Here is a 21024-nt window from a genome sequence, read left to right as displayed (position 1 = left end):
TCTCCTTTTTTATTTTTTGAAAATTTTACTTGCGAAACGAAGAGCGGACAAGCCTGCACCTGTTTTAATGGTCTTTGAACCAGCAGATGAAGCTTTTTTGCCTAAGACACGTGCATGTTGGTTGAGGTCAGATACTGACTCAGACAAGTCCGCCACCGCCGTAAAGAGTGGATCAATCGTCGCAACTTTGACATTAATATCGTCTGCCAACACATTGACCTTAACCAACAATTCATTGGTCTGATGCAAGGTAACGTTCACATCTGAGCTCAACGTTTTGATGGTTTTCTCTGTCTCATCAATCATACGACCTGCTTTTTGAATCGTGATTGTCAAATAGACTAAACAGACAATCAAAGCAATCGCAACAAGAATATATGCAACTTCTAACATTTAGTTTTCCTCCTCTGTATGATAGAAAGGGGCTTTCTTTCGATTTTGATAAAGTATGATAAAAATACCGAGTCCGATAAGGACAACTGATAACCATTGGGAAACTCGTAGGCCAAAGAACATGAGACTATCCGTCCGCATCCCTTCGATAATCATACGACCAAAGCCATACCAAATCAAGTAGAAAGCAGTGATATGACCACGTCTGATTCCCTTTAATTTTCGTCTAAAAATCAAAATCAAAGCAAAACCAATCAGATTCCAAACCGACTCATATAGGAAGGTCGGCTGACGGTAGCTCCCCTCAATGTACATCTGATCACGGATAAAGCCTGGCAAATAATCCAGACTATCTACCGCTGCACCGTAGGCTTCTTGGTTAAAGAAGTTCCCCCAGCGCCCTAAACTCTGGGCAATCATGACGCTCGGTGCTGCAATATCTAAGAAATCCCAAGTATTGATCAGCTTTCTATCTGCAAAGATATAAAGGACAATAGCCCCTGCTATCAAACCTCCGTAAATGGCCAAACCACCATTCCAGATGGCGATGATTTCACCTGGATTTTGCAGATAATAATCTAAGCGAAAGAGTACGTAGTATAGTCTAGCACCTAAAATAGCTACCGGAAAAGCAATCAGGATAAAATCCAAAATATCATCTGATAGAATTTTCTTTTTAGGAGCTTCTTTCATGGCAAGGTAGACAGCCAAGACCAAGCCAGCCACAATACACAAAGCATACCAACGAATGGAAAAAGGACCGATTTCAAATGCGACTGGATTAATCATCTTTCACCTCATTTTTGGAGATGAGATTAGTCAAGCGTTCTTCAAATAAACGCGTCGCATCAAAGCCCATTTCCTTAGCGCGATAGTTCATGGCTGCCGCCTCAATAACAACTGAGATATTGCGTCCTGTTTTTACTGGGATGCGGATACGTGGAATCGTTACACCAGAAACTTCTAGTTCTTCGGCATTATTTCCTAGACGGTCAAAGGTCTTATGGGTATCATAATTTTCCAAGTAAACAGCCAACTGGACTTGTGAAGAATCTTTTACAGCACTTGCTCCGTAGAGACTCATCACGTCAATAATACCCACTCCACGAATCTCAAGCAAATGCTTCAAAATTTCAGCGGGCTCTCCCCAAAGGGTCATTTCATCCTTGGCAAAGATATCTACACGGTCGTCTGCTACCAAACGGTGTCCACGTTTCACAAGCTCAAGACCCGTCTCGCTCTTACCGATACCACTATCCCCTTGGATCAAGACACCCATGCCATAGATATCCATCAAGACACCATGCACGCTCGTACGTTCAGCCAAACGGGAATCAAGGTAGCTAGATAACTCTCCAGATAAACGACTAGTTGATGTTCGACTGGTTAAAATCGCAATCTTACATTCTCTAGCAGCTTTCAACATTTCTTCTGGCACTACCAAGCCACGAGCAACGATGACAGCAGGTGTTTCAGGTAGAAACATTTTCTTCAAAACTTGATAACGGTTATGGGCAGGCATAGCGACCAAATAGGACCACTCCTTCATCCCTAACAGTTGAATCCGTTCTGGAGTATAGTAATCAAAATAGCCCGTCATTTCAAGACCTGGTCTCATAATGTCCGCAGTGTTGATTTCCTTTTCAAGTAACTCGCCTTCACCATAGACAATATCTAGTCTGAGCTTTTCAATGACATCTCTTACTAAAACCGACATAATTTCCTCCTTCAATCGAGTTCTCCCTACTATTATATCAAATTGTAGTTGGAAGTTTCCTTTTTTTTGCAGGATTTACAGTATTTATTTAAAAATAAAAAGACTAGATTTCTCTAGCCTTTCATTTCAAATTAGAATTTTTTACGTTTACGAGCTGCTTCTGATTTACGTTTACGTTTTACAGAAGGTTTTTCATAGAATTCACGTTTGCGTGTTTCTTGAAGAGTACCAGCTTTAGTAACCGCACGTTTGAAACGACGAAGTGCATCGTCAAGAGATTCATTCTTACGTACTACTGTTTTAGACATTTTTTTCACTCCCTTCAAGTTCAAGATCTATTCTATTCTACACGCAAAATGAATAAATGTCAAGGGAAAAACGGCTATAAACTTATATTATCTTCACTTTCTTTTTTTAGAGAGGCAACGTATTAGAATGGACATTATAATAGCAAAAAGAAATTTATTTTAATCCTGTTCAGAAACAACTTTTATTTCTTTATCATTTACAATAACAGCTTGTGAATTGTTCATTCGCATTAAGTCGAGCTGATTTTTATAGGTTTCAAAGGTCTTCTTGCTACTATCAGTAAAAGGCTCCTCACCATAATGTGGAAGGATGTAAAACTCCACTTCATCCAATCCCGCTGTATCCGATAACTCTTTCGCTACCGTCTTGTCGTCCATGAGTTTATTGTAGTCAATATCCTTGGCGGTAATGATAGCCCCTGCTGATTCTCCCACATAGACCAACCCATCTCTTATTTGCTCTTTGATGAGAGATAGGAGTTGCTTTTTCTTTAATTCTTGCAATAAATAAAAGGTATTCCCGCCTGAGATATAAAGAATCTTACTTTGGAAAATCTTTGCCTGTGCAGTTTCTCGATCACAAGAAGCAATATCTAGAACCGCTATCTCAAATCCTAAATCTCTGAATGTTTGCTGAGCCTCATCGATATAGGCAGTATAATCCTCTTTGTTCCCAGCGGTAGGAATAAATAAAACCTTGTTTTCTAGATTCTTTTCCTTTGCATAATCGCTAAAAAGCTTTTTGACTCCAGCAAAGTATGAACATAAAAATAATTGTTTCATGATTGTACCTCCATTAGTTTTTAACAATTTTATAAAGGATCCACGATCCCTTTCTTTGACTAGTTATGACCTCAAAGCCTACTGATAACAAGAATCGTCTAAATGCTTCTTCGCTTTGAACCTCTGGTAAAAAATAAGATAACTTGTTATATTCACAAGCCAGCAAGAGCATCCCGTCTGATTTGAGTACTCTTCGAAGTTCTATAAAAGAAGCCTCTAGATCCTGCCAATGAAAATGAGTTTGAAAGGCTGTGATTAAATCAACACTTTCATCAGAAAAGCCTGTCTCCCTAACGTCTCTTCGTTCAAAATTTAAATTAGTTATCTCTATCTGTTTGGCTTGAGCTATTGCAGCATCTGAAATATCGATTCCAGTTATGGTACTTTGCGGAAAAGTTTCTTTCAGTAGGATGGTTGAACGGCCATTTCCAACTCCTACATCTAAGATTACAGGGTAAAATGTCCTATCCAGATGACGAATTGCCCATACAAACATGGGGAGATAGGCTCGATTCCACAATTTCATCATTCGTTTTCCTAGAAAGCCCGAAGGGTTCTTTGATTGCTGAATGAGACGAAAAAACAGTAACATTAAAAGTAAAAAACAAATAAAACTGATTATATAAACCAAAGTTCGATCCTCCCCTGTATAGCTATATTATACCACTTTAGCAGAACAGTAAACATTTGAAGTAAAAAACCACTCACTCCAAAGAGCAAATGGTCCTAATTTTATTTTTCAAGCAGGCTGAGTGCCTCAGCATCTGCGATAATAGTCACATCAGGGTGATATTGCAGGCTACTTGCTGGTAGACTTTCAGTTACTGGGCCTGATACTGTTCTAGCAATGGCTTCTGCTTTCGACTCACCGTAAGCAAAGAGGATAATTGACTTGGCATCCAAGATATTTTTAATTCCCATTGAAATGGCTTGGGTTGGGACGTCTTCAATCTTGTCAAAGAAGCGAGCATTGGCTTCGATTGTAGATTGGTCAAGTTCGACTAGATGCGTTTGACTGTCAAATGGAGTGCCAGGCTCGTTAAAACCGATATGTCCATTGCGACCAATTCCCAAGATTTGCAAATCAACAGGATGGTCAGCCAAAATTTGGTTGTAACGTTCTACCTCAGCTTCAGCATTGTCCTTAATCCCACGGGGTAAGAAGCTTTCTTTAAATGGTTTTTGGTTGAATAAGTGTTCTTGCATAAAGTAACGGTAAGACTGTGGATTGTCCCCATCAAGCCCTACATACTCATCGAGGTTTACACTGGTTAGATTTGAAAAATCAAGGTCACTCTCAACGATTTCCTTGTAAAATTCAAGCGGGCTACTTCCTGTCGCAAGTCCTAGAGTCTGAGCACCATTGGCCAATTTTTCCTTCAAAATCTCAAAAGCTACTTTTCCACCTTCGACTTGATTTTCAACTTTAATAACTTTCATTTTATATCCTCCATATTTCTATATTCATTATATGGTATAGACCAATTTTTGTCAAGTGAAAACGATTTAATTTCCAAAAAAAGAGCGTCCAAACTTGAAACGTGTTATAATGGATAAAATTAGAAGTTAGAAAGAATGATGAAAAAAATGAATACAGCTGATTTTGATTTCCACTTGCCAGAGGAATTGATTGCCCAAACACCACTTGAAAAACGAGATGCCTCCAAACTCCTCATCGTCAATCGTGAGACGGGAGAATTTCAGGATAAGCACTTCCACTCCATTATCGATATGTTGGAACCAGGTGATGCCCTTGTCATGAACGACACCCGTGTTCTACCAGCCCGCCTTTATGGTCAAAAGGAAGAAACAGGAGGCCATGTGGAACTTCTCCTGCTCAAAAATACTAGTGGTGATGAGTGGGAAGTCCTAGCCAAACCTGCCAAACGCCTCAAGGTTGGCACTCGTGTCAACTTTGGTGATGGTCGCCTCAGCGCTGTCGTTACGGAAGAATTGACCCACGGGGGCCGCATTGTCCGCTTTGAATACCAAGGAATTTTCCTAGAAGTTTTGGAAAGTCTAGGTGAAATGCCATTACCGCCTTATATCCATGAAAAACTAGATGACCGTGAACGGTATCAAACGGTCTACGCTAAAGAAAGTGGTTCTGCTGCCGCACCTACTGCTGGTCTCCACTTTACTAAAGAACTGCTAGCAGAAATCCAAGCCAAGGGTGTCCATTTGGTTTATTTAACGCTCCACGTTGGTTTAGGAACCTTTAGACCCGTTTCTGTTGACAATCTGGACGAACACGAAATGCACTCAGAGTTCTACCAACTTTCTGATGAAGCCGCAGCCACCCTTCGCTCTGTCAAGGAAAATGGAGGTCGTGTTATAGCTGTTGGAACTACTTCGATCCGCACACTGGAAACCATCGGTTCCAAGTTTGATGGGCAAATCCAAGCAGATTCTGGCTGGACCAATATCTTTATCAAGCCAGGCTACGACTGGAAGGTTGTGGATGCTTTTTCAACCAACTTCCACCTACCCAAGTCAACTCTTGTTATGCTAGTTTCTGCCTTTGCCGGTCGTGACTTAGTCCTAGATGCTTACCACCATGCTATTCAAGAACGATACCGCTTCTTTAGCTTTGGTGATGCTATGTTTATCTATTAAAAATAGCTCCGTCATTTCTTTAGGATAGTTTATTCCTAAGAGATGACAGGGCTATTTCTGTTTAAAGTGTAATTTCTGGGGACTCAGAAGTCAGATGAACCAGTTTGCCTTGAACACCAAAGTAATCCTTTACCAAGTCCTGTAATTCTTCCATAGCAGCCCGAGCACGTGTTGCCTGTTCAGCATTGATCGCTTCAATCACTAAGACAGCATCTTTTGTCTCTTCTGTCAGCATGGTTCTCTGCGCCTCTCTCCAGTTGAGACAGCGACAAACCGCTCCCTCATCATCATAATAGATCAGCTCTTCTGGAAGTGCAGGAGCATCGTTTTCAGCTCCTAGTGGAAAGAAAGGTTCTCCTCCCTTAGCCTGACCAAGATGAAGATTGCCTACAATCTTGTTCACATCTTCGCCACCACAGGGAACAGCATAAGATAGAGAGACACTATTATAGATGTCTACTAAGGGATTGATGGGATTAAACTCTCTTCCCTGACTGACCCTTTTAAGCAGAGCTTCTATAGAGGAGCGTGCTCCTTTTTTCGTTTTGAACTTGCTGAAAGCCTGACGCCATTCTTGAATGACATCATTCTGAGTAAAATTCTCATCCGAAATGAAATCCTCAGCTCGTTTAGCTCCCTTACCTAGCAAGGTTTTGAAATAGGGATCCTTGCTTTCATCAACTGTATTATCTAATCCCTTTACTACTAAAATGCTAATCTGTGCTTCTGGAAACAAGCTCCAAAATTCATTTTCAACGATAACTTTCATCTTTCACCTCTTATTATAAATAATTTCTTTTCTGGCCTTTTTTAACCATATCCCAATCACTTGTAATATTTTTTCTAACCCGAATTAGTAGGCTCTCCAGTTCTCTGGCCTCTTCCCTGGAAAATCCTTTTAGGGCAGAATTCTCTGAATAGTGATGTTCAGCAAGGATAAAAGGATAAAGTGCCTCTCCTTTTTCAGTGACAAACCACTCTTTATTTTTCCGATTTGTACTGGTCATTCCTTGTTTTATTAACCCCTTTTCTTCCAGTTTTTTTACTGAACGAGCAACTGTCGAACGGTCAACCTTCAGTAAATCCGACAAGACTTCTTGAATGATTCCTGGGTTCTCCTTGATTCGCACTAAATAAAGATATTGCCCACGAGCTAGTTCAATATCACGAAACTCAATATTAGCAATAGAATCTAGGGCACGGGCTATAATTCCGATTTCGCGTAATAACGACATGTTTCCTCCTCTCGTATCTATGATGATAGAATAGCACATTTTTGTTGCAAATGCAATAAAAAAACACTTTGAAAACAAAGCGTCTTTTTTTATTCTTCATTTTTTAAAAAGAATGTGTTATCACGAAACTTTGGATCTTTCAAACTCTGTACACTGGCATTGATAACTGCTCCGATAATCAGAATCTTTGCGATGAGAATAAACCAGAACATCATGACCACCACGATAATGGAACTAAAAAATCGGACATCGACCAGATGGTTGACATAGTTATTGAAATAGACAGAAAAGATATTCAACAGAAAGACAAGCGTCAGCAAAACAAAGATACTACCAGGAAAAACGTAGCGAATACGAGGGACTCTGATATTTGGAAGGAAATAGTAGAGCATGACCAAGATGGCAAAGAGCAAGGCATAAATCAAAGGGCCTGTAAAGTCCTGTAGATAATCAAAGAAAGGACTGTCTGATTGCCAGTAAGTTTTGACTAGGTTGAGCAACATACGTCCAAATATACTCAAAAATAAGGCTAGGGCAAAAAGAATTTGCAAGCCAAAGCTGACGAGTAAACTCATCAATTGATGGGAGATAATTCCTCGGCTCTTGGCCACTCCATAGGCCTTATTAAAAGCTTTTTGGAGGAAATCCATTGATTTCGAGAAGGTCCAAAGGGCAGACAAGACTGCAAAACTCAGCAAACCAGTCGATGGTTGAGTCAAGACTTCTCGGGCAATCTTTGCGACCACATCATAGACTGTATCTGGTACAAATTCTTTGATGGTGAGCAAAAAATTTGAAATCGGAATCTGAAAATAGGGCAAAATATTGACCATTATCATCAGCAAGGGGAAGATTGAAATCAACCAATAGTAGGCAACCGCAACACTGGTCAGTTCACTATCGGAAGCTTGATAAAAATGTAAAAAAGCTTTCAACAAGGGCCGTTCCATCAGCTCTTTCCACCACTTTTTCATGTTGCGATCCTCCTAATACAAGTTGATTTTCTAAACTAATTTCTTCTGACTAATTCCATCATATCATAGGGTAGGGTATTTACGGCTTCTTTTAAAGAATAATTCTCAAGATTGTTGACATTTTGTCGTAATTTCTTGGCATACTTGGTCGTAATCAATTTCTTCTCTTCGTATTCAAAGATTAACTTACGTTCTAGATAGTAACCTCTTAGCATTTCATCGATATTGTTTGGTTTAATACGATTGATAACACGTTCGACAAAGGCACCACTTCCGATAATGGCCGTCTCGCGTAGACGAGACTCTTGCATAAAGCTGATCAGACTACTCTTGTAGATTCCTTTTAGGTTTTCCAAACTTTCGATAATCAACTCCGTATTCTCCAGATAGAGTTCGGATATTTGATCATAGTCAATAGCCCGAAGTCTACGTTGCTCCTTGTCATCCCAACTCCGGAAGGCCTGGCCAAAGGTCAGCAATTCATGCAGGACAAAACGCAAGATACGGAGGGATACAAGGAAGTAATATGTTAGGCGGGAAGCAACCTTGCGATTGATGCTTTGCTCCATATTTTTCAGATAGCGTTGGTAAACTTGATAACCACGCTCACCGATTTTCCCTTCCTCGTAAGCCTGCTCCAAACCATCGCTTTCGATACTCAAGATGAGGAGTTTTAAAGCCTCCCAGTCTTCTTGGGCGCTTTTGTTCTCTTGACTAAGGATTAGGTTTTCAATTCGACCGTGATAATTATCAATAGCTGCATAAAGGGGAAGTTTATTCTTATGCCCTTCCAGTTCTTTTTCTAATTCTGCTGTGACCTCATTTAAAATCGCAATGTGCATGAGGTAATCCTTGGTTTCCTCTTGCTCCTCGGAAAGGTGGGGAAGAACTAAGAGACCTGTTAGAAAGCTTAACAGCGTGACACCTGCTACAAGGAAAAGTAAGAGAGGATACTCCTGCTCTAAATTACTAGGTATGAGAAGAATGGTTGCAATAGAGACCGTTCCTTTTACACCAGAGAAGGTCAAAAGAAGCATATCCTTCATGTAATTACGAAGATTTTTCTTGAGCCGTCGAGTTCTCCAAATATAGAAGCCATAAATCATGACAAAGCGAATGGCAAAAAGTAAGAATGTCAGCAAAACTACCGATACTAATAGTAGTAAGGGATTATAAAGGGGGTTAGTCAGGATAGGTTCTGTTATCATTTCCAATTCCATTCCCAAGATGACAAAGACAGAACCATTGAGCATAAAGGTCACGGTATGCCAAACAGTATCTGTAACAGTATCTACCTGAGCTTCGAGGAGCGTGATTTTTTTGAAACGACTGGCCTTCAAAATCCCTGCAACTACAACTGCGATAATCCCTGAAACATGAAACTCTTCTGCGATAAAAAAGGTCATGAGTGGCAAACTTAGCTCTAGCAATAGTTCACTGGCTATATCTATCGCTCGCACACTCAGTAAAAAACTATGCAAGAAACGATTGACCATAGCCGTCACAAAACCGACTACAAAACCACCCAGAATAGAGAGAACCAAGGACTTTCCAGCCTGACCAATAGAAAAAGTTCCTGTTGTCCAAGCAGCAAGAGCCATCTGAAAGGCAACCAAACCAGAAGCGTCATTTAAAAGGCCTTCTCCTTTTAGGATATTGGAAACCCGTTTGGGAAAACGAAAACGTTCAGAAAGAGAAGCAAAGGCTACCAGATCCGTCGGACCAAGCGCTGCCCCAACAGCCAAACAGGCAGCTAAGGGAAGACTGAGCCAAAGGAAATGAGCCAAGGCTCCCAAACTCAAGGTCGAGATGAAAATTACTGGAAAGATTAAGTAGACAATGATGCGCCAGTGTTTTAAAACAGATGTAATATCAGCTTCTTCTGCCTCTCGGAAAAGTAAGGGGCCAATAACCATGGCCAGAAACAGCTCTGTATTGAGATGAAAGTCAGTATTGGGCAAAAAAAGACCAATGCCAAGTCCCAAAAGGATTTGTACTAGGGGGAGGGGCAAGAATGGCAGAAGTTTATTGGTCGTAGTTGAAACGATTAAGACTAATAAAAATAGAATCAGGTAAATTAGTAGTGTCATCTAGACCCTCCTTAGTCTTTTTTACAACAAAATTCAAACATCTCCTTCTGCTCTTGGATTTTCTGATCAATCTTGGAACAGTCTTTGTGCTCAATTTTTTTCTGACATCGTTCCATTTCAAGAGCCACTAATTTTTTCTTGATTTTGAGCATTTTCTTGCTCATATGTGCTTCGTCAAGCACCCCGACTGCTCTCTCGTGATGCGTTGACTCAACAAAATTTTGGCGCATAGCCTCTAATTTCTCACGTAGGTATTGTTTATCCATGTCTATATCTTTCTAATTTCTCAATCATAACTAAAAACGGTGGATTATTAACTTGGTTGAGTGTCCGGTAAATGGTAGCTGTATACTCTTGTTGGTTCAACTGGCTAACAAAATCCAACACGGCATCCCTCTCGCTGTCTCCTCCCTCATGACCATAGTAAATCATAATGGCAATCCGTCCCCCTTTGACAAGCAAATGACAAAGTTTCTCTAAAGCTTCAATAGTAGTCTGGGGTCTGGTGATGACGGATTTGTCAGCAGAAGGCAAATAACCAAGATTAAAAATCCCTGCCCTAGCTTCTGTCACAAATTGGTCCAGTGTCTCATGCCCTTGTAAAATCAACTGGACATTTTCTAAACCTGCCTCATTTAAACGGTCTTTGGTTTTCTCCAAAGCCTGCTCCTGGATATCAAAGGCATAGACTTGCTTGGCTAGCTTGGCTAAAAAAAGCGTATCGTGACCATTGCCCATGGTCGCATCCACAACGATATCCTCTTTTGTCACAACTTCAGCCAAAAAATCATGCGCCATCTCAAGTGGTCTTTTCATTTTTAAACTCCTGTTTTACAGCCTTGCATCCTTGCACACTTCCACGACGTCTCATTTCAGTTTCAATAGCATTTAGCACTTCCCATTTATTGAGGCTCCACATGGGACCAATCAACATATCTCTAGGCGCATCTCCCGTGATTCGATGGATGACGATATGCTTGGGAATGATTTCCAACTGGTCACAGATAACCTTGACATACTCGTCCTGACTCATCAGTTGCAAGCGTCCTTCGTGGTAATCTCTTTGCATACGCGTATTGGTCATGAGATGGAGCAAGTGCAGTTTAATTCCTTGAATATCATTATCCGTGACGCAGCGACGGACATTTTCAACCATCATCTCATGAGTCTCACCGGGCAGCCCGTTAATCAAATGGGAAACAATCTCAATCTTGGGATATTTCCTCAAGCGTTTTACTGTTTCCACATACAATTCATAAGAATGGGCACGGTTAATCAGGTCAGAGGTTGCTTCAAAGGTGGTCTGCAAGCCCAATTCTACCGTCACATGCATGCGTTCCGATAACTCAGCCAAATATTCAATGGTTTCGTCTGGTAGGCAGTCTGGGCGCGTTCCGATATTGATCCCTACTACACCCGGTTCGTTGATAGCCTGCTCATAGCGCTCTCGGATGACTTCCACCTTTTCATGGGTGTTGGTAAAATTTTGAAAATAAACCAGATACTTCTGAACATCTGGCCATTTGCGGTGCATAAAGTCGATTTCCTTATAAAATTGCTCACGGATAGGGGCATCTGGTGCTACAATGGCATCTCCAGAACCCGAAACCGTACAAAAGGTACAGCCCCCATGAGCTACAGTTCCATCCCGATTTGGACAGTCAAATCCCGCATCAATAGGAACTTTAAAAGTCTTTTCTCCAAAGAGTTTTCGATAATAATCATTCAAGGTATTATAAGATTTCATAACTTTCATTATAACAAAAAACACCCACAATCTCAAAAGCCTGACTTTCCTACAAATTCCCTTGTTTCTCGTTTCCTTTAATGATTTTTTATGATACAATATGGGTATGATTTTAATGAAAATAGCAGCTATTTTATTGTTGGTACTAACCCTCGTGGTCTCCATCATTGTAACAAAACTTTTTAAACTGAAAAAACTAGGACTGAACTTTGCGGATTTAGCTTTTCCACTTTTGGTATTCGAGTATTATCTTATCACTGCCAAAGCCTTTACCCACAACTTTCTGCCACGACTTGGTGTTGCACTTTCTCTCCTAGCAATCCTCCTAGTTGTCTTTTTCCTACTCAAAAAACGAAGTTTTTATTACCCTAAATTTATCAAATTCTTCTGGAGAGCGGGTTTTCTCCTAACCTTAGTCCTCTATATCGCTATGATTGTAGAATTAATGATGCTCACACCCCAATAAATCCCTAGAACAACTGATTCTAGGGATTTTAATTTATGGAAATTAAGTGTCAGCTAACCCAGACACTTAACAAGGAGCTAGCTTTTCTTTTAGTTATAAATCTATTTTGTTAAGATCGTTTAAATTTTGCTCGTAGGCGGTCTGCTTGAGGTTTACCAATAATCTTATCCAATAGGTGAGTGCCAAGACTCATTAAACCATAGAGTCCTCCCCCGAGACCTCCGATGAGAGCTACATAAAGGAAACTCCAGAAGCGTCCCGTTGGTTGGAAGAAAAATCCTAAAATCCACTGTAGAAAACCAACCAGAATAAACATGACCATTGTCAAAATCATAATTAAAATTGTCCGTTTTAAGATAATCTTACGACGTGCACCTGTTACCCTGCAAATATCTCGGTACATCAAAACATTTGGAATGATGAGACCGATAGTCGTTGAAATCAAGGGACCATAGCTGTGGAAAATGGCAATAGCTGGTAACTGCAAGACTAGCTTGGCAAGGGAACCATAGACAAAGTAAAGCACTGCCTTGCGATTGCGGAACATAGCCTGAAGCATAGGAGACAAGACCATGTACAAACCTAAAATAGTAGACTGTAAAACCGCAAAGACAAACAAGCCCATGGCCAGACTATCTGGCTTGCCATAAAAGACTGTATAGAGAGGTTCCCCTACCATGACGACTCCAACTGTTGCTGGTAAGAGAAACATAAAGAGCATGGTCATACTATCTTGAACTAGGCGAGCAGCGGCTCTCAAATCACCTTTGACATAATTTTCCGTCAAAAGTGGCAAGCCGACACTTCCAATCGAGACACCAACAGAGATCAAAATCATGGTGATTTTATTAGGATTGGCGGAGAAATAAGAAAACATGACAACCAAGTCTTCATTGCTGTAGTTGGTAAACCACTTCATGCTATTGATGAAGGTCATTTGGTCTAAAATCTGGAAGAGCTGGATGGCTGATCCTGTCAGGATAAAGGGAATGGCTTCCTTGATGGTATCAACCAAGAGTCGCTTGCTATTGATCTTATCCCGTGTTTCAAATACCTTTTGGAGCAGTCCCTCCTTGGAAAGAAAATAGATCAAGACTGCAAAACTAGCCACCATTCCCACAAAGGCAGCAAAGGTAGACTGAGTAACCGCTGATAAGTAATCACCAGAACCCATCTTCATGATAATAAAAGTAGCCAGCAACATCCAGATAACACGGATCACCTGCTCGGCGATTTGACTCATAGCATAGGGCTTCAGGTTATTCATCCCTTGGAAAAAGCCACGGATAACACTCATAGATGGAAAAATCAGAACTGCCCAAGCCAAACTCTGCATGATAGGAATTAGGTCTGTCCCCACGCCTGATAAATCTGCCAACCAGGGAGAAAAGAGATACAAGACCAAGGCAAAGACTAGTCCCAAGCCCGTCATAAAGCCTAGAAAACTCCGAATCAAGGCAAAGCTATGCTCTTCTTCTCGCATAGTATTGTACTTAGCCACTTGTTTAGCAACCGCAACCGGGATACCCGCTGTCGAAATCAGCAAGAACCAGGCGTAAATATTATAACCCATGGTAAAGAGACCATTTGCCTTGGCGGCATAAGTCCCCATCCAAATATACCAGGGAATAATATAGATAGCACCAAGGAGGCGACTAATAAAGTTACTAGCTGTTAGCCAAGCAGTCCCTCGCAACATCTGGGCTTGCTGGTGATTGTTTTCGTTAGACATAGCTTCCTCATTCAATTTTGATAACTAGGAAAAGTTCCTTATCTTCCATTATAAACTTTTCCTTGTTACTTGTAAAATTCAGACTTGAAGTTTATAATAGAAAGTATGATTAAGATTGAAACCGTATTAGATATATTAAAGAAAGATGGTCTCTTCCGCGAGATTATCGACCAAGGACACTACCACTACAACTACAACGAAGTTGTTTTTGATAGCATCAGTTACGACAGCCGAAAAGTAAAAGAAGGCACTCTTTTTTTTGCAAAAGGCGCTGCCTTTAAAAAAGAATACCTTCTTTCTGCTATAAGTCAGGGCTTAGCCTGGTATGTTGCCGAAAAGGACTACGAAGTCGGTATCCCTGTCATCGTTGTGAACGATATCAAGAAAGCCATGAGTTTGATTGCGATGGAATTTTATGGTAATCCGCAAGAGAAACTAAAAATTCTTGCTTTCACAGGGACAAAAGGAAAGACAACATCTGCTTACTTTGCTTACCACATCCTATCTCAACGCTACCCAACAGCTCTCTTGTCAACTATGAATACAACTCTAGATGGCAAGACCTTCTTTAAATCTTCCTTCTCAACACCTGAAAACATCGATCTTTTCGACATGATGGCCCAGGCTGTTAAGAATGGTCGAACCCATCTTGTAATGGAAGTCTCTAGCCAAGCCTATCTTGTTCATCGAGTCTATGGCCTGACCTTTGATGTAGGTGTCTTTCTCAACATCACTCCTGACCATATCGGACCGATTGAGCATCCTAGCTTTGAAGATTACTTCTACCACAAACGTCTCTTGATGAAAAATAGCCGAGCAGTTGTCATTAATAGCGAGATGGACCACTTTTCTGTACTGAAAGAACAAGTGGAACATCAAGAACATGACTTTTATGGTAGCCAGTCAAGTAACCAAATCGAGAACTCCAAAGCCTTTAGCTTTTCAGCTACAGGTAAACTCGCTGGAGATTATGATATTCAACTCATCGGCCACTTTAACCAAGAAAATGCAGTCGCTGCAGGACTTGCCTGTCTTCGTCTCGGAGCCAGTCTTGAAGACATCAAAAAAGGAATCGCTGCAACCCGAGTTCCTGGACGTATGGAAGTCCTGACTCAGAAAAATGGAGCCAAGGTTTTCATCGACTATGCCCACAATGGCGATAGTCTGAAAAAACTGATTTCTGTTGTTGAAACTCATCAAACTGGAAAGATTGCTCTGGTTCTCGGTTCGACTGGAAACAAGGGTGAAAGTCGTCGCAAAGACTTTGGCCTCCTCCTCAATCAACATCCTGAGATTCAAGTCTTTCTAACTGCGGATGACCCCAACTATGAAGATCCAATGGCCATTGCTGAAGAAATCAGCAGCTATATCAGTCATCCTGTTGAAAAGATTGCCGATCGTGAACAAGCTATCAAGGCAGCGATGGCCATCACAAATCAAGAACTCGATGCCGTGATTATTGCAGGTAAGGGAGCTGATTGCTACCAGATTGTCCAAGGAAAGAAAGAAGACTATCCTGGGGACGCAGCCATCGCAGAACGTTATCTATAAAAAAATCAAGGGAAACATTCCCTTGATTTTTTTAGTCTTCTTTCTTAAATGAATTTTTAAGACCTTCAACGGCACCTTCTACAGCACCTTTAGCATCTTCAACAACTTCTTTTGCTTTCGCAACTGTTTTTTCTACAGTACCTTCTGCTTCTGTCTTGCTATCGCCAGTAACTTTACCAAATCCTTCTTTGATAGCACCAGTTGCTTGTTCCAATTTATTTTCAAGTGACATAGCTCTGTCTCCTTTGCTTTTAATACGATAAACGTTATCGCTTACATTCAGTTTATGCTTATTCTTTGGCAAAGTCAAACAATCTGCTCAAAAGCAACTAAGACAAATAGAAAATCAAGCGTTCCTTGTCAAAATCAACAGTCAACTCATACTTTCCAGCTTCATTTTGCACAATATAACCCAAGACGACTAAACTCTCAACGAAGATATCACGCCGTTTCTGCATCAGCTGGTCTTTTTTGAGGAATTTCAGTAAAAAAGTCGTCATATACTTGAGGGCATACTCAGGATTGACATCTCCCAAAATGGCATAAAGCTCCTGCTGTTTTTCTGTCAAAGGATATTGGTGCTTGACCTTGTAGAAATAGTTGGATAAAGTCATCTTTTCTCTTGCAAAGTCCGTAGATTCGACTAAAATGGCTGCATTGGTCTGATTGCGCAATTCTGTCTCAAAAGTCTTCTCCAACAAGGCTTGATAGACTGGACTATCCTCTCTGACAAAAATCTCTTGATCAAGGGATAGATTGTCTATCGATTCTAGAAAAGGGAGATTGAGGGAATAACGTTTGTTTTCCCTTCGGATCAAGCCTGCCTTTATATACTCTTCCATGAGTTTATCAACTGCCACATCTGGAAACTGAGCCTTGATTTCTCGAAGGATCACATCGTCATGCTGGTCCAGATAGTCCACTAAATCTATAAAAAATGGCTGTCGAGTCAAACGGGAGGGATTAAAAATTTGAATCATGAAGATTCCTTTCTTTACATTCTAAAAGAGGGGATGCTGCCAACTGACTGGGATTGGTCCCTGGCTGGTTCAGAGGCACTGGAAGTTCGAGTTTCCTGTAATATTCTCTCCAGAAATCACTAATCTCCTGCTCCCCGTCCCCAAATTTCATGGGAATCGTCTCAAAAATAGGCAGGATTTCTGCGATGTACTGGGAGCAGTAAAAGCCATCCCCATTGGGATAAAAAGAGCTATTATAAGGAGCTCCTAGATGCTTGCAAGCCTTCTCCTTCACCAAGTCGACTTCCATCTCTGGATAGACATAAAGGTCGTAGAGATGAGTAGGTTCAAAAAAATCAGCTGGTTCTTGACAGATAACACCTGCCTGCCCACTAGCATGGAAAATCAAACCATCCAAAAAGATGGCTACATGACTATAATTCCCAGTAGAAGCCTGGATGGCCTGCCCCATGTCTGAAAGGTCCTTCACAAAAATCAAATCGCCATTTTCTAACATCTTCCTCTCCTAGAAAAAAAGGAGCCGAAACCCCTTTAGCTATATGGAAACAAGTGTTTCCACGTTTCAATTATCACTCAAGCTATTAGCCATTAAAGCTTTCAGTCAACTGAGGTACCACTTGTTTCTTACGTGAAACAGCACCTGGAAGGAAAGCGTGGTTGTTTTCAAGTTTGAAGTTAAATGCTGCTTCGACCTTGTCCATGTTTGACCCAAGAGCAAGGATTTCTGAGTTTGAGTTTACGATGTCTGTAATCATCAAGACAAAGTCAGAGTAGCCATTTGCTGCATTAGCTGCTTGCATTGCTGCTTCGATTTCAGTTTGACGTTCCAAGACTTCAGCAATATCAACTGTATTAACTTGGGCAACACGGACCTTGTTTCCGTTGAGTTCAAAAGTCTTAGCATCGATGTCAATCAATTCTTCAGCAGATTTGCTAGCCAAGTTAGTACCAGCCTTGAGCATAGCAAGACCGTATTCTTCCAAGTTCACGCCTGCTAATTCTGCCAATTCAGGAGCGATGACTTTATCAGATGGGTGAGTTGTTGGTGATTTCAAAAGAAGGGTATCTGAAATCAAACCTGAAAGCATCAAACCTGCGATTTCTTTAGGAACTGCTACACCATGTTCTTTAAACATGCGGTAAACGATAGATGAGGCTGATCCAACTGGTTCCAAACGCATGTAAAGTGGGCTGGCAGTTTCAAAGTTAGCCACACGGTGGTGGTCCACAACACCATAAACTTCTACTTCAGCGATATCTGACACTGATTGTTGGAATTCATTGTGGTCAGTCAAGATGACTTGCTCTGCACCTTCTGCTTTAGCAGATGTGATAACACGTGGTGCTTCTACACCAAAATAGTTCAAAACAAAGGCTGTTTCTTCATTTGGAGTACCGAGAGCTACTGCTTCTGTGTCCAATCCATAAGCTTCTTTTGCAAGGTAAGCAAAGGCTACAGATGACCCGATGGCATCTGAGTCTGGATTTTGGTGACCAAATACTAGAATCTTAGACATGATAATACCTCTTTAAATTTATTCATCTTATTTTAGCATTTTTTTCCTCTTTTGACAAAAGTAAGAGGAGTCAAAGGACTCCTCATTAGATATCAATATGATTGACTAGATTTTTCTCTTGATTTTCGGATAAAAATCGTTCTTTCTGTGGTCTCTTCTTACGTTTGAGAAGAGCCTCTGCTGACATGGCTTCTTCCTTTCTAGCAAAACCCTCTACATAGATGAGTTTAACTGGCAAGCGAGCTCGGGTATACTTGGCTCCCTTACCACTATTATGAACGGCAAGGCGTTTTTTCACATCCGTTGTATAGCCCGTATAGTAAGAACCGTCACTACACTCCACCACATACATATATGCCTTATGATCCATAGTAAATCTCTTGAATTTCTGGCGTGTAGGAACCATCTTCATTGTGAACAATGAGTGGTGGCAGGACCTTGAAACCACTTGTCGATCCATCCTTGATAGCTTCGATTAAGAGCATATTGGCCTCCTTCTGTCGTTTAGGATAGACAAATTGCAGGCGCTTGGGTGCCAAATTGTGGCGTTGAAGCATGTCTAGGATATCCAAGAGCCGATCTGGACGATGAACCATGACCAAACGACCATTAGACTTGAGAATACTCTGAGCACTGCGACAGATTTCTTCTAGGTTAGTCGCAATTTCGTGTCTGGCTAGGAGGTAGTGTTCACTCTCGTTGAGATTAGAATGCGGATCCACCTTAAAATAAGGCGGATTGCACAAAATCATATCCACCTTACTTCCTTGGATGTGAGCAGGCATATTTTTCAAATCATCGCAGATGACCCGCATCTGCTCTTCCAAACCATTCAACTGAACCGAACGCTCTGCCATATCCGCCAAGCGCTCCTGAATTTCTACAGAGAGAATTTTTGCCTTGGTACGACTACTTGCAAAAAGTCCCACTGCACCATTTCCAGCACAAAAATCCACTATTAAGCCATTTTTAGGGAAGCGAGGAAAGCGTGACAAGAGAACACTATCCACCGAATAGCTAAACACTTCTCTATTTTGAATGATCTTGATATCTGTCGAAAAGAGCTGGTTGATTCGCTCTCCTGGTTTTAATAATTGTTCTTCCATATATTGATTTTTAAAAATACGAAATCTAATAGACTAGTTTTTCTCTCTCAGATTGTTGAGGGCTTCCTTTGTCCAGATTGGCATCATTCGCCCAAGTGGTGCAAAACCGTGCTTGATACGATCATTTGAAAAACGTCTCCGTCTTGGTAGTTGGTGTTTTTCTTCCTCCAGAGTGCGAATAGATAGACTGGCTTTACCTGAAAATTCGTCTAAATCAACAACCTGAACCTGCACTTCTTCACCAATTTTCAAAACTTCATAGATATTTTCGATAAATCCTGTCCGAATCTCTGAAATATGAATCAGCCCAATCACCCCTGTCTCTAACTCGACAAAGGCACCATAGGGCTGAATTCCTGTAATACGCCCAGTTAGCTTATCACCAATTTTCATCCTAGTCCTCAATTTCAATCGTTTCAATTACTACATCTTCAACGGGCTTGTCCATAGCACCAGTTTCAACAGCTGCAATGGCATCCAAGACTGCAAAAGATTCTGCATCTACCAATTGCCCAAAAACAGTATGGCGACGGTCAAGGTGAGGAGTTCCACCTTGTTCTGCATAGATCTCAGCGATTGGTTCAGGCCAGCCACCACGTGCAATCTCTTTCTTAGAGTATGGCAAGTGTTGGTTTTGCACGATAAAGAACTGACTGCCATTGGTATTTGGACCAGCATTGGCCATGGAAAGAGCCCCGCGAACATTATAGAGTTCTTCAGAAAATTCATCTTCAAAAGCTTGTCCATAAATAGACTCTCCCCCCATACCAGTACCAGTTGGGTCTCCGCCTTGGATCATAAAGTCCCTGATAATACGATGGAAAATCACTCCATCATAGTAACCATCTTTTGAAAGAGCGACAAAGTTTGCTACTGTTTTAGGAGCATGTTCAGGGAAGAGCTTGATCCGCAAGTCTCCGTGATTTGTCTTAATAGTCGCTAGAGGACCTTCTACTGTTTCAATGTCTACTTGTGGGAAATGCAATTCTTTTTCTACCATACCAAATCCTTCTAAGGCATCAAAAATGCCATCTTCTTCTACTGTTTTTGTAATATAATCTGCTTTTTCTTTGATTTTTTCATGGGAAACTCCCATGGCAATGCTAATTCCTGCATAATCAAAGAATTCTAAATCATTGAGGCCATCTCCGAAGACCATGACGTTCTCTGGTTTCAATCCTAGGTGTTCTACAACCTTTGCCACACCAGCAGCCTTTGAGCCTGCAATTGGTACCACATCAGATGAATGTTCATGCCAACGTACCATGCGAAGTTTATCCGATAAAGATTCTGGCAAGCGCAAGGCATCTCCTTTATCTTCAAAGGTCCACATCTGGCAAATGCCTACTTTTTCATGAAAGTCAGGATCCACATCTAAGTTTGGATAGATGGGATCAATCGCCTCACTGATCAGTTCTGTTCGAGTGGAGAGTTTGGCGTCATGACTGCCAACCAAGCCGTACTCAATCCCTTCTCGCTTGGTCCAAGAGACATACTCCTCAACATCTAACTTTTCAATCTGATGCTGATAAATGACCTGGCCTTTTTTATCTTCTATATAGGCCCCATTCAGGGTTACAAAAAAATCAGGTTTGAGCTTACGAATCTCTGGAACAACACCGAAAATACCACGCCCAGAGGCGATTCCTGTTAAAATCCCTTTCTCTCGCAACTGCTTAAAGACAGTAGGAATCGTAGCTGGAATAAACCCTGTCTTTGAGGTGCGCAGGGTATCATCGATATCAAAAAAGACGATTTTAATCTTCTTTGCCTTGTATTTTAATTTTGCATCCATCTCTCTACCTCTTT

General features: G+C 41.1%; 26 protein-coding genes. 3 read left to right on the top strand and 23 right to left on the bottom strand.

All coding sequences use genetic code 11. From position 1 onward, the window contains the following. Window positions 1–9: 9 nt before the first annotated feature. The 7 genes from EJF26_RS01100 to EJF26_RS01070 form a co-directional block, all read right to left on the bottom strand. Window positions 10–393, bottom strand: a complete 384-nt coding sequence (locus EJF26_RS01100; RefSeq protein WP_000895034.1) for a DUF948 domain-containing protein — start codon at window positions 391–393, stop codon at window positions 10–12. Beyond that, a complete protein-coding gene (lgt, locus tag EJF26_RS01095; RefSeq protein ID WP_000609722.1) occupies window positions 394–1182 on the bottom strand; it encodes a prolipoprotein diacylglyceryl transferase in 789 nt (262 codons plus the stop codon). Continuing rightward, entirely contained in the window at window positions 1175–2110 is a 936-nt protein-coding gene (hprK, locus tag EJF26_RS01090; RefSeq protein ID WP_000115188.1) for an HPr(Ser) kinase/phosphatase, read from the bottom strand. The genes lgt and hprK overlap by 8 nt, the downstream gene beginning before the upstream one ends. 131 nt (window positions 2111–2241) lie before the next feature. Beyond that, a complete protein-coding gene (rpsU, locus tag EJF26_RS01085; protein ID WP_000048054.1) occupies window positions 2242–2418 on the bottom strand; it encodes a 30S ribosomal protein S21 in 177 nt (58 codons plus the stop codon). A 159-nt stretch (window positions 2419–2577) separates the two neighbouring features. Further along, entirely contained in the window at window positions 2578–3201 is a 624-nt protein-coding gene (locus EJF26_RS01080; RefSeq protein ID WP_000811176.1) for a Type 1 glutamine amidotransferase-like domain-containing protein, read from the bottom strand. Window positions 3202–3214: 13 nt separating this feature from the next. Beyond that, the gene (locus EJF26_RS01075) at window positions 3215–3832 is read right to left on the bottom strand and encodes a class I SAM-dependent methyltransferase (protein WP_004245813.1); all 618 of its coding nucleotides are present in this window, start codon (window positions 3830–3832) and stop codon (window positions 3215–3217) included. Window positions 3833–3933: 101 nt separating this feature from the next. Beyond that, window positions 3934–4641: a glucosamine-6-phosphate deaminase gene (locus EJF26_RS01070; RefSeq protein ID WP_000864606.1), complete on the bottom strand. Its 708-nt coding sequence runs from the start codon at window positions 4639–4641 to the stop codon at window positions 3934–3936. Between the two features lie 147 nt (window positions 4642–4788). On the opposite strand from EJF26_RS01070, the gene queA reads away from it, so the two are divergent. Next, window positions 4789–5817 (top strand): tRNA preQ1(34) S-adenosylmethionine ribosyltransferase-isomerase QueA, encoded by a 1029-nt coding sequence (gene queA / locus EJF26_RS01065; RefSeq protein ID WP_025168939.1) that lies wholly within the window; start codon window positions 4789–4791, stop codon window positions 5815–5817. Window positions 5818–5878: 61 nt separating this feature from the next. On the opposite strand, the gene EJF26_RS01060 is transcribed toward queA, so the two are convergent. The 7 genes from EJF26_RS01060 to mnmL form a co-directional block, all read right to left on the bottom strand. After that, entirely contained in the window at window positions 5879–6586 is a 708-nt protein-coding gene (locus EJF26_RS01060) for a B3/B4 domain-containing protein (RefSeq protein WP_000864839.1), read from the bottom strand. A 13-nt stretch (window positions 6587–6599) separates the two neighbouring features. Continuing rightward, window positions 6600–7052, bottom strand: a complete 453-nt coding sequence (locus EJF26_RS01055; RefSeq protein WP_000055211.1) for a MarR family winged helix-turn-helix transcriptional regulator — start codon at window positions 7050–7052, stop codon at window positions 6600–6602. Between the two features lie 89 nt (window positions 7053–7141). After that, window positions 7142–8026, bottom strand: a complete 885-nt coding sequence (locus EJF26_RS01050; protein ID WP_000759523.1) for a YihY/virulence factor BrkB family protein — start codon at window positions 8024–8026, stop codon at window positions 7142–7144. A 35-nt stretch (window positions 8027–8061) separates the two neighbouring features. Beyond that, window positions 8062–10116 carry a cation:proton antiporter domain-containing protein gene (locus EJF26_RS01045; RefSeq protein WP_000173519.1) on the bottom strand — a complete coding sequence of 685 codons (2055 nt, stop codon included), beginning with the start codon at window positions 10114–10116 and terminating at the stop codon, window positions 8062–8064. Window positions 10117–10127: 11 nt separating this feature from the next. Then, entirely contained in the window at window positions 10128–10382 is a 255-nt protein-coding gene (locus EJF26_RS01040; RefSeq protein ID WP_000361095.1) for a hypothetical protein, read from the bottom strand. Beyond that, complete coding sequence (mnmM, locus tag EJF26_RS01035; protein WP_000828417.1) at window positions 10375–10932, bottom strand: tRNA 5-(aminomethyl)-2-thiouridylate-methyltransferase MnmM; 558 nt, start codon at window positions 10930–10932, stop codon at window positions 10375–10377. Before mnmM ends, EJF26_RS01040 begins: the two co-directional genes overlap by 8 nt. Then, a complete protein-coding gene (mnmL, locus tag EJF26_RS01030) occupies window positions 10916–11872 on the bottom strand; it encodes a tRNA modification radical SAM protein MnmL/YtqA (RefSeq protein ID WP_000867027.1) in 957 nt (318 codons plus the stop codon). The genes mnmM and mnmL overlap by 17 nt, the downstream gene beginning before the upstream one ends. Window positions 11873–11963: 91 nt before the next feature. Between mnmL and EJF26_RS01025 the strand changes: the two genes are divergently transcribed. Further along, window positions 11964–12329 carry a DUF3397 domain-containing protein gene (locus tag EJF26_RS01025; RefSeq protein ID WP_004245897.1) on the top strand — a complete coding sequence of 122 codons (366 nt, stop codon included), beginning with the start codon at window positions 11964–11966 and terminating at the stop codon, window positions 12327–12329. Window positions 12330–12438: 109 nt separating this feature from the next. On the opposite strand, the gene EJF26_RS01020 is transcribed toward EJF26_RS01025, so the two are convergent. Further along, the gene (locus tag EJF26_RS01020) at window positions 12439–14061 is read right to left on the bottom strand and encodes a putative polysaccharide biosynthesis protein (RefSeq protein ID WP_000064194.1); all 1623 of its coding nucleotides are present in this window, start codon (window positions 14059–14061) and stop codon (window positions 12439–12441) included. A 105-nt stretch (window positions 14062–14166) separates the two neighbouring features. Here EJF26_RS01020 and EJF26_RS01015 point away from each other — a divergent pair, with 105 nt between their 5' ends. Further along, entirely contained in the window at window positions 14167–15612 is a 1446-nt protein-coding gene (locus EJF26_RS01015; protein ID WP_000590272.1) for a UDP-N-acetylmuramoyl-L-alanyl-D-glutamate--L-lysine ligase, read from the top strand. 31 nt (window positions 15613–15643) lie between these two features. Here EJF26_RS01015 and EJF26_RS01010 read toward each other — a convergent pair whose 3' ends face one another. The 8 genes from EJF26_RS01010 to EJF26_RS00975 form a co-directional block, all read right to left on the bottom strand. Further along, on the bottom strand, window positions 15644–15844 hold the full coding sequence (locus EJF26_RS01010; protein ID WP_000051186.1) for a CsbD family protein: 201 nt from the start codon (window positions 15842–15844) through the stop codon (window positions 15644–15646). Between the two features lie 97 nt (window positions 15845–15941). Beyond that, window positions 15942–16592: a DUF1803 domain-containing protein gene (locus EJF26_RS01005; RefSeq protein WP_000614486.1), complete on the bottom strand. Its 651-nt coding sequence runs from the start codon at window positions 16590–16592 to the stop codon at window positions 15942–15944. Further along, window positions 16576–17088 carry a YiiX/YebB-like N1pC/P60 family cysteine hydrolase gene (locus EJF26_RS01000; protein WP_000892229.1) on the bottom strand — a complete coding sequence of 171 codons (513 nt, stop codon included), beginning with the start codon at window positions 17086–17088 and terminating at the stop codon, window positions 16576–16578. The genes EJF26_RS01005 and EJF26_RS01000 overlap by 17 nt, the downstream gene beginning before the upstream one ends. A gap of 85 nt (window positions 17089–17173) precedes the next feature. Next, window positions 17174–18109, bottom strand: coding sequence for a manganese-dependent inorganic pyrophosphatase (locus tag EJF26_RS00995; RefSeq protein WP_000036038.1), 936 nt, complete (start codon window positions 18107–18109; stop codon window positions 17174–17176). Between the two features lie 85 nt (window positions 18110–18194). After that, the gene (locus tag EJF26_RS00990) at window positions 18195–18479 is read right to left on the bottom strand and encodes a GIY-YIG nuclease family protein (protein ID WP_000349634.1); all 285 of its coding nucleotides are present in this window, start codon (window positions 18477–18479) and stop codon (window positions 18195–18197) included. Further along, on the bottom strand, window positions 18469–19215 hold the full coding sequence (locus EJF26_RS00985; RefSeq protein WP_000392505.1) for a tRNA1(Val) (adenine(37)-N6)-methyltransferase: 747 nt from the start codon (window positions 19213–19215) through the stop codon (window positions 18469–18471). The genes EJF26_RS00990 and EJF26_RS00985 overlap by 11 nt, the downstream gene beginning before the upstream one ends. A gap of 33 nt (window positions 19216–19248) precedes the next feature. Continuing rightward, on the bottom strand, window positions 19249–19608 hold the full coding sequence (locus tag EJF26_RS00980; protein ID WP_000689617.1) for a S1 RNA-binding domain-containing protein: 360 nt from the start codon (window positions 19606–19608) through the stop codon (window positions 19249–19251). 1 nt (window position 19609) lies between these two features. Continuing rightward, complete coding sequence (locus EJF26_RS00975) at window positions 19610–21010, bottom strand: bifunctional Cof-type HAD-IIB family hydrolase/peptidylprolyl isomerase (protein ID WP_000338995.1); 1401 nt, start codon at window positions 21008–21010, stop codon at window positions 19610–19612. Window positions 21011–21024 lie beyond the last annotated feature (14 nt).

The organism is Streptococcus oralis subsp. dentisani (genome assembly GCF_007475365.1).
In the GTDB taxonomy this organism is placed as follows: Bacteria; Bacillota; Bacilli; order Lactobacillales; family Streptococcaceae; genus Streptococcus; species Streptococcus mitis_AX.
Note: the sequence above shows the minus strand (reverse complement) of the source record. Positions and strands in the feature narration are given on the sequence as shown.

Coding starts and splice junctions, on each gene's coding strand:
- EJF26_RS01100 (WP_000895034.1), bottom strand. CDS start 393: ATGTTAGAAGTTGCATATATTCTTGTTGCGATTGCTTTGATTGTCTGT.
- lgt (WP_000609722.1), bottom strand. CDS start 1,182: ATGATTAATCCAGTCGCATTTGAAATCGGTCCTTTTTCCATTCGTTGG.
- hprK (WP_000115188.1), bottom strand. CDS start 2,110: ATGTCGGTTTTAGTAAGAGATGTCATTGAAAAGCTCAGACTAGATATT.
- rpsU (WP_000048054.1), bottom strand. CDS start 2,418: ATGTCTAAAACAGTAGTACGTAAGAATGAATCTCTTGACGATGCACTT.
- EJF26_RS01080 (WP_000811176.1), bottom strand. CDS start 3,201: ATGAAACAATTATTTTTATGTTCATACTTTGCTGGAGTCAAAAAGCTT.
- EJF26_RS01070 (WP_000864606.1), bottom strand. CDS start 4,641: ATGAAAGTTATTAAAGTTGAAAATCAAGTCGAAGGTGGAAAAGTAGCT.
- queA (WP_025168939.1), top strand. CDS start 4,789: ATGAATACAGCTGATTTTGATTTCCACTTGCCAGAGGAATTGATTGCC.
- EJF26_RS01060 (WP_000864839.1), bottom strand. CDS start 6,586: ATGAAAGTTATCGTTGAAAATGAATTTTGGAGCTTGTTTCCAGAAGCA.
- EJF26_RS01055 (WP_000055211.1), bottom strand. CDS start 7,052: ATGTCGTTATTACGCGAAATCGGAATTATAGCCCGTGCCCTAGATTCT.
- EJF26_RS01050 (WP_000759523.1), bottom strand. CDS start 8,026: ATGAAAAAGTGGTGGAAAGAGCTGATGGAACGGCCCTTGTTGAAAGCT.
- EJF26_RS01045 (WP_000173519.1), bottom strand. CDS start 10,116: ATGACACTACTAATTTACCTGATTCTATTTTTATTAGTCTTAATCGTT.
- EJF26_RS01040 (WP_000361095.1), bottom strand. CDS start 10,382: ATGGATAAACAATACCTACGTGAGAAATTAGAGGCTATGCGCCAAAAT.
- mnmM (WP_000828417.1), bottom strand. CDS start 10,932: ATGAAAAGACCACTTGAGATGGCGCATGATTTTTTGGCTGAAGTTGTG.
- mnmL (WP_000867027.1), bottom strand. CDS start 11,872: ATGAAAGTTATGAAATCTTATAATACCTTGAATGATTATTATCGAAAA.
- EJF26_RS01025 (WP_004245897.1), top strand. CDS start 11,964: ATGGGTATGATTTTAATGAAAATAGCAGCTATTTTATTGTTGGTACTA.
- EJF26_RS01020 (WP_000064194.1), bottom strand. CDS start 14,061: ATGTCTAACGAAAACAATCACCAGCAAGCCCAGATGTTGCGAGGGACT.
- EJF26_RS01015 (WP_000590272.1), top strand. CDS start 14,167: ATGATTAAGATTGAAACCGTATTAGATATATTAAAGAAAGATGGTCTC.
- EJF26_RS01010 (WP_000051186.1), bottom strand. CDS start 15,844: ATGTCACTTGAAAATAAATTGGAACAAGCAACTGGTGCTATCAAAGAA.
- EJF26_RS01005 (WP_000614486.1), bottom strand. CDS start 16,592: ATGATTCAAATTTTTAATCCCTCCCGTTTGACTCGACAGCCATTTTTT.
- EJF26_RS01000 (WP_000892229.1), bottom strand. CDS start 17,088: ATGTTAGAAAATGGCGATTTGATTTTTGTGAAGGACCTTTCAGACATG.
- EJF26_RS00995 (WP_000036038.1), bottom strand. CDS start 18,109: ATGTCTAAGATTCTAGTATTTGGTCACCAAAATCCAGACTCAGATGCC.
- EJF26_RS00990 (WP_000349634.1), bottom strand. CDS start 18,479: ATGGATCATAAGGCATATATGTATGTGGTGGAGTGTAGTGACGGTTCT.
- EJF26_RS00985 (WP_000392505.1), bottom strand. CDS start 19,215: ATGGAAGAACAATTATTAAAACCAGGAGAGCGAATCAACCAGCTCTTT.
- EJF26_RS00980 (WP_000689617.1), bottom strand. CDS start 19,608: ATGAAAATTGGTGATAAGCTAACTGGGCGTATTACAGGAATTCAGCCC.
- EJF26_RS00975 (WP_000338995.1), bottom strand. CDS start 21,010: ATGGATGCAAAATTAAAATACAAGGCAAAGAAGATTAAAATCGTCTTT.